Annotated in this window: 10 protein-coding genes and 2 pseudogenes; 6 read left to right on the top strand and 6 right to left on the bottom strand. The window is 37.5% G+C overall.

The genetic code is table 11. From position 1 onward, the window contains the following. Positions 1 to 118 precede the first annotated feature (118 nt). From HMPREF2644_RS02345 to yceD, 4 genes and pseudogenes are all read right to left on the bottom strand, one after another. Entirely contained in the window at positions 119 to 1,069 is a 951-nt protein-coding gene (locus tag HMPREF2644_RS02345) for a beta-ketoacyl-ACP synthase III (RefSeq protein WP_005664283.1), read from the bottom strand. A gap of 41 nt (positions 1,070 to 1,110) precedes the next feature. Continuing rightward, positions 1,111 to 1,233 (bottom strand): annotated as a pseudogene (locus tag HMPREF2644_RS09360) (phosphate acyltransferase); the annotation flags it as partial. A gap of 22 nt (positions 1,234 to 1,255) precedes the next feature. Beyond that, entirely contained in the window at positions 1,256 to 1,426 is a 171-nt protein-coding gene (gene rpmF, locus HMPREF2644_RS02340; RefSeq protein WP_005544470.1) for a 50S ribosomal protein L32, read from the bottom strand. Between the two features lie 22 nt (positions 1,427 to 1,448). After that, positions 1,449 to 1,973: a 23S rRNA accumulation protein YceD gene (yceD, locus tag HMPREF2644_RS02335; RefSeq protein ID WP_005660861.1), complete on the bottom strand. Its 525-nt coding sequence runs from the start codon at positions 1,971 to 1,973 to the stop codon at positions 1,449 to 1,451. A 157-nt stretch (positions 1,974 to 2,130) separates the two neighbouring features. Here yceD and asd point away from each other — a divergent pair, with 157 nt between their 5' ends. After that, positions 2,131 to 3,000 (top strand): archaetidylserine decarboxylase, encoded by an 870-nt coding sequence (gene asd / locus HMPREF2644_RS02330; RefSeq protein WP_005660859.1) that lies wholly within the window; start codon positions 2,131 to 2,133, stop codon positions 2,998 to 3,000. A 108-nt stretch (positions 3,001 to 3,108) separates the two neighbouring features. On the opposite strand, the gene gorA is transcribed toward asd, so the two are convergent. Together gorA and HMPREF2644_RS02320 are read right to left on the bottom strand one after the other, a co-directional pair. Next, a complete protein-coding gene (gene gorA / locus HMPREF2644_RS02325; protein ID WP_038440887.1) occupies positions 3,109 to 4,479 on the bottom strand; it encodes a glutathione-disulfide reductase in 1,371 nt (456 codons plus the stop codon). Between the two features lie 215 nt (positions 4,480 to 4,694). Beyond that, positions 4,695 to 5,294: a YajG family lipoprotein gene (locus HMPREF2644_RS02320; protein WP_070828197.1), complete on the bottom strand. Its 600-nt coding sequence runs from the start codon at positions 5,292 to 5,294 to the stop codon at positions 4,695 to 4,697. Positions 5,295 to 5,387: 93 nt separating this feature from the next. Between HMPREF2644_RS02320 and HMPREF2644_RS02315 the strand changes: the two are divergent. From HMPREF2644_RS02315 to nqrD, 5 genes and pseudogenes are all read left to right on the top strand, one after another. Then, a pseudogene (locus HMPREF2644_RS02315) lies at positions 5,388 to 5,699 on the top strand (BolA family protein). Positions 5,700 to 5,989: 290 nt separating this feature from the next. Further along, on the top strand, positions 5,990 to 7,333 hold the full coding sequence (locus tag HMPREF2644_RS02310) for a Na(+)-translocating NADH-quinone reductase subunit A (protein ID WP_005671165.1): 1,344 nt from the start codon (positions 5,990 to 5,992) through the stop codon (positions 7,331 to 7,333). 2 nt (positions 7,334 to 7,335) lie between these two features. After that, a complete protein-coding gene (locus tag HMPREF2644_RS02305; protein ID WP_005653793.1) occupies positions 7,336 to 8,571 on the top strand; it encodes an NADH:ubiquinone reductase (Na(+)-transporting) subunit B in 1,236 nt (411 codons plus the stop codon). Then, positions 8,564 to 9,298: a Na(+)-translocating NADH-quinone reductase subunit C gene (locus tag HMPREF2644_RS02300; RefSeq protein ID WP_005660827.1), complete on the top strand. Its 735-nt coding sequence runs from the start codon at positions 8,564 to 8,566 to the stop codon at positions 9,296 to 9,298. Before HMPREF2644_RS02305 ends, HMPREF2644_RS02300 begins: the two co-directional genes overlap by 8 nt. Beyond that, the gene (nqrD, locus tag HMPREF2644_RS02295; RefSeq protein ID WP_005648665.1) at positions 9,298 to 9,924 is read left to right on the top strand and encodes an NADH:ubiquinone reductase (Na(+)-transporting) subunit D; all 627 of its coding nucleotides are present in this window, start codon (positions 9,298 to 9,300) and stop codon (positions 9,922 to 9,924) included. Before HMPREF2644_RS02300 ends, nqrD begins: the two co-directional genes overlap by 1 nt.

The following is a 9,924-nucleotide window of genomic DNA, read 5'->3' as shown; positions in this document are numbered from 1 at the left end:
TTCTTTTACACGAGTAAAAGAAAGTAGGTCGCCGTCAGGCGAACCCCTGACATTTAACACAAAAAGTGCGGTCAATTTTTACCGCACTTTAAAATCATCAATAATTATATCAAATCAACTAAAATCTCACTAACGCTGAACCCCAAGTCCAACCACCGCCAAAGGCTTCTAATAATAGTAACTGCCCACGTTGAATACGACCATCTCGAATAGCCTCATCTAAAGCGACAGGAACAGTTGCTGCACTGTTGTTAGCGTATTTATCTAACGTTACCACCACTTGCGACATATCCATTTCTAATTTTTTAGCTGTTGCTGTAATAATACGTAAATTTGCTTGGTGTGGCACAAGCCAGTCTAAATCTTTTTTATCTAAATTATTTGCTAAAAGTGTTTCTTCCACCACATTTGAAAGTTCACGAACTGCCAATTTGAACGTTTCATTACCTTGCATCTCGATATAGCCAGATTTTTCTATACCACGTTCTGGCTGAGCTAAAACAAGGGCATTATTTTTATCTGCTGAAGCGTGTAAATGGGTGGAGATAATTCCTTCTTGTTCACTCGCTTCTAAAATTACAGCACCCGCACCATCACCAAATAGCACAACAGTGCTGCGATCTGTTTCATCTAATTTACGAGAATTGAGATCTGAGCCTATCACTAAGGCTTTTTTCACTTTGCCTGCACGAATAAATTGATCAGCTACGCTCAAAGCATAGACAAAGCCTGTGCAAGCTGCGGCTAAATCAAAAGAAATCGCATCATCAATATTTAATAAACCTTGCACTTGGCAAGCCGCACTTGGATAAGCATGTGAGTGACTTGTAGTTGCAACAATAATTAGTTCAATATCTTGAGGATTAATTTGAGCAGCTTCGATCGCATTTTTTGCCGCTTCAAATCCCATTGTTGCAACAGTTTCATCTGCCGCTGCGATACGACGTTCACGGATACCAGAACGAGTGACAATCCATTCATCTGATGTATCAACCATTTTTTCTAAATCCGCATTTGTGCGAATATGACTCGGCAGATAGCTACCGGTGGATAAAATTCTACTATTCATACTCAATAAGATAAGCGATTAAAAAGGAAAAAAATCTATGGACTATCGCCAAGTAAGAGATAAGACGACACCGGATTATTTTCCGATGTTAATGGAATGCAGATAGTAATACGGGGACCAACGTCCCCGCCCATCACATCTAACGCCAAGGTTAGACGGTTCAAGTGAACACCTATAAGTAAAAAATTACTTATTGATCACTTTACGACCACGATAGTAACCGTCTGCAGTTACGTGGTGGCGTAAGTGAGTTTCACCGCTTGCTTTATCTACTGATACAGCAGCAGTTGTTAAAGCATCGTGTGAACGACGCATATCACGACGTGAACGAGATTTTTTGTTTTGTTGAACAGCCATTGGCTATACTCCTAAATTTAATTTACTTTTGCTTTAAATTAGCTAATACAGCGAACGGGTTCGGTTTTTTTGCCAATTCTTCAGGCAATTCGCCAAAAACCTGTTCCTGCGCGGACACTTCACAGTGTTCAGATGAATGCATTGGTACAAGCGGCAAAGCTAAAATTAGCTCATCTTCCACCGTGCCAATTAAATCTATTTCGCCAAACTCATTGAACTCGATTGGCTCATAAATTTCGGGCAAGTCATCAGCCTGATCCCAATTAGCCACTGGACTATAAGTAAACTCACATTCCAATGTTTGTTTGTAAGGTTCGTTACAACGCTGACATTCAAGCTCGATATCAATCTGTACTTTACCTTTCATCACCACTAATTTTTGTGGATCAACATAAAACGATAATGTTACCTGTGCATCGCTGAGCACGTTTACCACTGATTCCGCCAAACGCTCAAGCTGATTTGCCGAATAATAACCAACATAATCAAGCCGTCTTTGAGCATCTTTTACCGGATCAACGGTTAGGGGTAGTTTTACCTTTTGCATAGGGCGTGAATATTACCTGTTGTTACGAAGATAGTCAAAGGGAAATCACATTTTTATTGGATAATAACGAGAGAAAAATTTCTAATTACCAAAAAAGTTGGCACTTTGATAAAAATTGCTATAATCACGCCTCTTTTTTTAACAAGGAAAGATAATGATGACTTCAAATTCTTATTGGCAACGCTTAAAAGTGGCATTTCAATATGTCATGCCGCAAATTTATTTAACTCAAATTGCTGGCTGGTTTGCTAAACAAAAATGGGGCAAAACAACACATTTTGTAATTAAAGCTTTTGCGAAAAAATACAACATTGATATGAGCATTGCGCAAAAAGAACAATTTTCTGATTACGCAAGTTTTAATGAATTTTTTATTCGTCCGTTAAAAGAAAACGCGCGTCCAATTAATCAAAATCCAACCACACTTTGTTTACCAGCAGACGGTCGCATTAGTGAGTGCGGTCATATTGACGATAATCTTTTATTGCAAGCTAAGGGGCATTTTTTCAGCCTAGAAGACTTACTGGCAGAAGATAAAGAATTAGTGGAAACCTTTAAAAATGGGGAATTTGCTACTACTTATCTTTCTCCTCGTGATTATCACCGAGTGCATATGCCGTGCGATGCTACGCTACGCAAAATGATTTATGTGCCGGGTGATTTATTCTCTGTGAATCCATTTTTAGCCCAACATGTACCAAATTTATTTGCACGTAATGAACGTGTGATTTGTGTATTTGATACTGAATTTGGCACAATGGTACAAATTTTAGTGGGTGCAACCATCACTGCAAGTATTGGCACAACTTGGGCAGGCGTAATTAATCCACCACGCCACAACGAAGTGAAAACTTGGACTTATGAAGGCGAAAGTGCGGTCAAATTATTGAAAGGTCAAGAAATGGGTTGGTTCCAACTTGGTTCAACAGTAATTAATTTATTCCAAGCCAATCAAGTGCGTTTGGCTGATCATTTAAGCGTAAATGAACCTGTTCGCATGGGCGAAATCTTGGCATATAAAAAATAAACAGGATTTATTTCCATAAATGACAGAAACAAATCCTGAAAATAGATATTTCTCACTTCTTTAAAGGCAGTATAACCTTACTGCCTTTTTCTTCTTTCATTTGAACAATTAACGCATTGTTACAAATTCTTCTGAACCTGTTGGATGAATTGCCACCGTATTGTCAAAATCAGCTTTTGTTGCGCCCATTTTGATTGCTACTGCAAATCCTTGAATCATTTCATCTACACCGAAACCAATACCATGTAAACCCACAACTTTTTCATCTTTACCCACACAAACTAATTTCATTTTGCACGGTTGGCGATGTTGAGTTACCGCAGTGTACATCGCTGTGAAAAAAGATTTATATACCTTAACATTTTCTGCGCCGTACTGCTCAATCGCTTGCGGTTCAGTTAAACCTACAGTGCCGATAGGCGGATGGCTAAATACAACGGTTGGAACTAAACTGTAATCTAAATATTCAGTCGGTTTATTATTAAATAAACGCTCAGAAAGGCGACGACCTGCTGCAACTGCAACTGGTGTTAATTCAATGCCGTTTTCAATAATATCGCCTACCGCATAAATGCCTTTCACATTAGTATTTTGATATTTATCTACTTTGACATAGCCGTGTTCATTTGTTTCTACACCTGCATTTTCTAAGCCAATTTTATCTGTCGCTGGAACACGACCTGCCGCCCAAATAACGCAATCTACGGTAACATCAGATTGACCATCACATTTTACAGTAAGTGAACCATCTGCATTTTTTACAATTTCAGATGGGGTAGAATTGGTATGTAATTGAATTCCATCTTGCGCAAGCACTTCCACTAATGTTTCTACGATTAATGGATCCTGATTACGCATTGGCGCATGGCGACGCACTAATAAATGTGTTTCCACGCCTAAGCTGTTTAATACGCCAGAAAGTTCAACAGCAATATAGCCTGCACCAATAACAACAGCACGTTTTGGTAATTCGGTTAATGCAAAGAAACCATCCGAATCAATGCCGTATTCTTGTCCTTTAATATTTGGACGATATGGGCGGCCACCAGTTGCGATTAAAATATGATCTGCGGTTACTTGCTCTTTTGTACCATCAGCAAGTGTTACTTCAATAGTATGGGCATCGACAAATTTTCCGAAACCATTAATTACATCAATATTATTTTTCGCTAATACATTATTATAAGATGTATGGATACGACTAATATAGGCTTGGCGACTTTCAATCAGTTTTGAAAAATCAAATTTTTTCACTTCAACATCAAAACCATAATCTGGCGCATAATTGTTGATTGCTTCTGCAATATGCGCGCCATAAAACATTACTTTTTTAGGTACGCAACCTACATTTACACAAGTGCCTCCAAGATGTTTTGCTTCAATGATTGCACATTTTTTTCCATAGCTTGCTGCTCGATTTAGAGACGCAATACCGCCACTGCCACCGCCAATAGCAATATAATCATAATGTTTAGTCATAGTTTGATCCTTTTTGAACTCAAAAATTTTCCGTATTTTGCCTAATTTTTATAAAGAATGCTATAAATTGATTTAATTGGTTTTATGAATATTTTTTATTCTTTTGAACAGATGATTAGTTTGAAATAATTTTATGTGAAGCCTAGTATGTAGAATGAAATAGCGTGATAGAAAAAGAGGAAGATTGTTCAATCTTCCTCACTGTAGATATGTGATTAATTAGAATATTGGTTAATCGCAGCCGCAACTTCTTGATCTTGATAAATATTGTTCACAATATCATTAAAAGTTTGAGATAGCACTTTATGAATTTCATCATTGTCCGCATTAAATACGCCCTCTTGTGAACGCGTGACATTAAATGATTTATTATACGAACCTTTCGCACCTTGTACATAAACTGTCGCTTGAATTTTAGTATTAAGTTTATAACGAAGATTACCTTGTTCTACTTGCGTACCAAATTCATGCACATCTACAGTTACCCTCGCATTTGAACCATTTAATTGCCCAATTCTAAAGCCTTTACTAATTAAATTTTGCTGCATCACTTGCTGAAATAATTGTGTAACACTTGGGGATGCATTTAATTTAATCAGTTCCCCGTGTTTCGTATAACTCGCAATCTCTTGTATTGTGCGGCTATCTTTTGTTGTAACAGATACAACGGCAGTTCGATTAACATTCATTGAAGCACTTGGCACAGGCGGTGTAAATGCTAATATATTTGATTGTGCTTGGCAGCCTGCAAGAAATAATGTAGCAGCTAGAATACCTACTGATGATAATGTTTTAATTTTGTTTACTAATGCCATAATTTCCCCATAAATCAATTAGAATTGTGCTATTCTTACAAACTTCCTTATTAATGTATAGCGTTTCATTTTAGTTTTTGTGGAGAACTTATAGTGTCAATTCAACAAATTATTGAGCAAAAAATTCAAAAAAAATTTCAACCGCACTTTTTAGCAATAGAAAATGAAAGCCATTTACATCACTCTAATCGAGGTTCTGAATCACATTTTAAATGCGTTATTGTCAGCGCAGACTTTAAAAATATTCGAAAAGTACAACGTCATCAGCGTATTTATCAATTATTGAACTAAGAATTAAATCATAGTATTCACGCATTAGCATTACATTTATTCACTCCAGAAGAATGGAAAGCACAAAATGAAACTGTACCGCACTCAACAAAATGTGCAGGTATTGGGCGTTAATTTTGTTATAAAAATGTAACATTTTTGATATATCGCAAAAAGTTCTAACAAAAAACCCTCTGTTTAAGTAGCGAAAAACAGAGATTTTCGCTAGAATGAGGCGTTTAATTTAGTCCAAATTCGATTTCTCGGTAAAATTATTAACTGTGAAATCAATCCATTTGAGTTTTTTATTTTGTGACATTAATGTTTTTTTAGCGGTTTGTCACACTCAAACGTGAGATTGCTTCTAGGGTATTTTTACTATATTAGCAATTGTATTTTTAACCTTGAAAAGTAGTGCAAATAGTATGATTACAATTAAGAAAGGTTTGGATCTCCCAATCGCGGGAAAACCAGCACAAGTAATCCATAGCGGCAACGCTGTGAATCAAGTTGCGATTCTAGGTGAGGAGTATGTGGGGATGCGTCCTTCAATGAAGGTACGCGAAGGCGATGTTGTGAAAAAAGGTCAAGTACTTTTTGAAGACAAAAAAAATCCTGGTGTAATTTTTACAGCCCCTGCAAGCGGTACCATCACTGCAATCAATCGTGGCGAAAAACGGGTATTACAATCTGTTGTTATTAATGTAGAAGGTGATGAAAAAATCACTTTTGCAAAATATAGCACAGAACAATTGAATACACTTTCTTCTGAACAAGTAAAACAAAACTTGATAGAATCTGGCTTATGGACGGCATTACGTACTCGTCCATTTAGTAAAGTTCCATCCATTGAAAGTGAAGCATCTTCTATTTTTGTAAACGCGATGGATACCAATCCATTAGCAGCCGATCCCTCTGTCGTATTAAAAGAATATTCGCAAGACTTCACTAACGGTTTAACCGTATTAAGTCGTCTATTCCCTTCAAAACCATTACACTTATGTAAAGCGGGCGATTCTAATATTCCCACTGCTGATCTTGAAAATTTACAGATTCATGATTTTACTGGTGTTCATCCAGCTGGTCTTGTAGGGACGCATATTCACTTTATTGATCCTGTCGGTATTCAAAAAACTGTATGGCATATCAATTATCAAGATGTGATCGCTGTAGGTAAATTATTTACAACAGGCGAACTTTATTCAGAACGAGTAATTTCTCTTGCAGGTCCTCAAGTGAAAGAACCTCGTTTAGTACGTACAATAATCGGTGCTAATCTTTCTCAATTAACCCAAAATGAATTAAGTGCGGGTAAAAATCGTGTAATTTCTGGCTCAGTTCTTTGTGGTCAAATAGCAAAAGATTCACATGATTATTTAGGTCGCTATGCTCTGCAAGTATCAGTAATCGCTGAAGGTAATGAAAAAGAATTTTTTGGTTGGATTATGCCACAAGCCAATAAATATTCTGTGACTCGTACCGTATTAGGCCACTTCAGTAAAAAATTGTTTAATTTTACTACTTCAGAAAATGGTGGCGAACGTGCAATGGTGCCAATCGGTAGCTATGAGCGCGTAATGCCGTTGGACATTTTACCTACATTATTATTACGTGATTTAATCGTGGGCGATACTGATGGCGCTCAAGAGTTAGGTTGTCTGGAATTAGACGAAGAAGACTTGGCGTTATGTTCTTTCGTTTGTCCAGGCAAATATGAATACGGTTCAATCTTGCGTCAAGTCTTAGATAAGATTGAGAAGGAAGGTTAAAAATGGGTTTGAAAAATCTTTTTGAAAAAATGGAACCCGCGTTTTTACCCGGTGGTAAATACAGCAAGCTTTATCCGATCTTTGAATCGATTTATACCTTGCTTTATACACCTGGTACGGTAACGCACAAAAACACTCACGTTCGTGATGCGTTAGATTCAAAACGTATGATGATTACGGTTTTCCTTGCGTTGTTCCCTGCGATTTTCTATGGGATGTACAATGTGGGTAACCAAGCGATTCCAGCGTTAAATCAATTAGGCAATTTAGATCAACTAATTGCTAACGATTGGCACTATGCTCTTGCAAGTTCATTAGGTTTAGATTTAACTGCCAATGCAACTTGGGGCTCTAAAATGGCTCTTGGAGCAATTTTCTTTTTACCAATTTACTTAGTGGTATTTACCGTTTGTACTATTTGGGAATTGTTATTCTCTGTGGTTCGTGGTCACGAAGTAAATGAAGGAATGTTCGTTTCAACCATTTTATTTGCCTTGATCGTTCCACCAACATTGCCACTATGGCAAGCCGCATTAGGTATTACTTTTGGTATCATTGTTGCAAAAGAAATTTTTGGTGGCGTAGGTCGTAACTTTATGAACCCTGCACTTGCTGGTCGTGCGTTCTTATTCTTCGCATATCCAGCTCAAATTTCAGGCGATACGGTTTGGACTGCCGCAGATGGTTTCTCTGGTGCAACCGCACTTTCACAGTGGTCACAAGGTGGTCAAGGTGCATTGCAACATACCGTAACAGGCGCTCCAATTACTTGGATGGATGCTTTTGTTGGTAACTTACCTGGTTCAATGGGGGAAGTTTCTACCCTTGCAATTTTAATTGGCGGTGCTGTTATTGTATTCACTCGCATTGCAGCTTGGCGCATTATTGCTGGTGTGATGATTGGCATGATTGCAACCTCAACCTTGTTTAACCTAATTGGCTCAGAGACTAACCCTATGTTCTCAATGCCTTGGCATTGGCACTTTGTTTTAGGTGGGTTTGCATTGGGTATGGTATTTATGGCGACCGATCCTGTTTCAGCATCTTTTACTAATACTGGTAAATGGTGGTACGGTGCATTAATTGGCGTAATGGCTGTATTAATTCGTACTGTAAACCCAGCCTATCCAGAAGGAATGATGTTAGCGATTTTATTTGCAAACTTATTTGCACCGATTTTCGACTACATCGTTGTTCAAGCAAATATCAAACGTCGGAGAGCAAGAACAAATGGCTAAGTTTAATAAAGACAGCGTAGGCGGCACAATCCTTGTTGTGCTACTACTGAGTTTAGTTTGTTCCATTATTGTTGCTGGTTCCGCAGTAATGTTAAAGCCTGCACAAGAAGAACAAAAATTGCTTGATAAACAAAAAAATATTTTAAATGTAGCTGGTCTTTTACAAGCAAATACGAATGTAAAAGAAACTTATGCAAAATTTATTGAGCCGCGTTTCGTTGATTTAGCAACGGGTGAATACACACAACAAGCAGATGATAGCCAACAAGCAATTCCTGCTGATGCGGATAAAGCACGTATTCGTTCTCGTAGCAAAACAACTGAAGTTTATCTTGTAAAAGATGAACAGGGTCAAACTCAACAAGTTATTTTACCAATTTATGGCACTGGCTTGTGGTCAGTGATGTATGGCTTAGTATCTGTTCAACCAGATGGTAATACTATTAATGGAATCACTTACTATCAACACGGAGAAACACCGGGATTGGGCGGAGAAATTGAAAATCCAAACTGGGCAAGTCTATTTAAAGGTAAAAAATTATTTGATGAGCAACATCAACCTGCCATTCGTATTGTAAAAGGTCAAGCTCCACAAGATGAACATAGCATTGATGGTTTATCTGGTGCAACTTTAACAGGTAATGGTGTTCAAGGTACCTTTAATTATTGGTTCAGCAAAGATGGCTTTGGTCCATATCTTGAAAAACTTCATTCAGGAGCAAACTAATGTCTGGAAAAACAAGTTATAAAGATCTGTTGTTAGCGCCAATTGCTAAAAACAACCCTATTGCATTGCAAATCTTAGGGATTTGTTCTGCATTAGCTGTAACAACAAAATTAGAAACTGCTTTTGTTATGGCGATTGCAGTTACCTTAGTAACTGGATTATCAAACTTATTTGTTTCCCTAATCCGCAATTATATCCCTAACAGCATTCGTATTATTGTACAGCTCGCAATCATCGCTTCGCTTGTTATCGTAGTGGATCAAATTCTAAAAGCCTATGCTTATGGTTTATCTAAACAACTTTCAGTATTCGTTGGTTTGATTATTACTAACTGTATCGTAATGGGGCGTGCTGAAGCATTTGCGATGAAATCCCCTCCAGTTGAAAGTTTTGTAGATGGTATCGGAAATGGCTTAGGTTATGGTTCGATGTTAATTATCGTAGCATTTTTCCGTGAACTTATCGGTTCAGGTAAATTATTTGGTATGACTATTTTCGAAACTATTCAAAATGGTGGCTGGTATCAAGCAAATGGTTTATTCCTACTTGCACCAAGTGCATTCTTTATCATCGGATTTGTGATCTGGGGATTAAGAACTTGGAAACCAGAACAACAGGAGAAGTAA

Origin of the sequence: Haemophilus sp. HMSC071C11 (assembly GCF_001837655.1) — a bacterium.
GTDB classification, from domain to species: Bacteria; Pseudomonadota; Gammaproteobacteria; order Enterobacterales; family Pasteurellaceae; genus Haemophilus; species Haemophilus influenzae.
The sequence above is the reverse complement of the archived record's forward strand: the minus strand, read 5'-3'. Positions and strand labels throughout refer to the sequence as shown.

Coding starts and splice junctions, on each gene's coding strand:
- HMPREF2644_RS02310 (WP_005671165.1), top strand. CDS start 5,990: ATGATTACAATTAAGAAAGGTTTGGATCTCCCAATCGCGGGAAAACCA.
- HMPREF2644_RS02300 (WP_005660827.1), top strand. CDS start 8,564: ATGGCTAAGTTTAATAAAGACAGCGTAGGCGGCACAATCCTTGTTGTG.
- HMPREF2644_RS02345 (WP_005664283.1), bottom strand. CDS start 1,069: ATGAATAGTAGAATTTTATCCACCGGTAGCTATCTGCCGAGTCATATT.
- asd (WP_005660859.1), top strand. CDS start 2,131: ATGACTTCAAATTCTTATTGGCAACGCTTAAAAGTGGCATTTCAATAT.
- nqrD (WP_005648665.1), top strand. CDS start 9,298: ATGTCTGGAAAAACAAGTTATAAAGATCTGTTGTTAGCGCCAATTGCT.
- rpmF (WP_005544470.1), bottom strand. CDS start 1,426: ATGGCTGTTCAACAAAACAAAAAATCTCGTTCACGTCGTGATATGCGT.
- yceD (WP_005660861.1), bottom strand. CDS start 1,973: ATGCAAAAGGTAAAACTACCCCTAACCGTTGATCCGGTAAAAGATGCT.
- HMPREF2644_RS02320 (WP_070828197.1), bottom strand. CDS start 5,294: ATGGCATTAGTAAACAAAATTAAAACATTATCATCAGTAGGTATTCTA.
- gorA (WP_038440887.1), bottom strand. CDS start 4,479: ATGACTAAACATTATGATTATATTGCTATTGGCGGTGGCAGTGGCGGT.
- HMPREF2644_RS02305 (WP_005653793.1), top strand. CDS start 7,336: ATGGGTTTGAAAAATCTTTTTGAAAAAATGGAACCCGCGTTTTTACCC.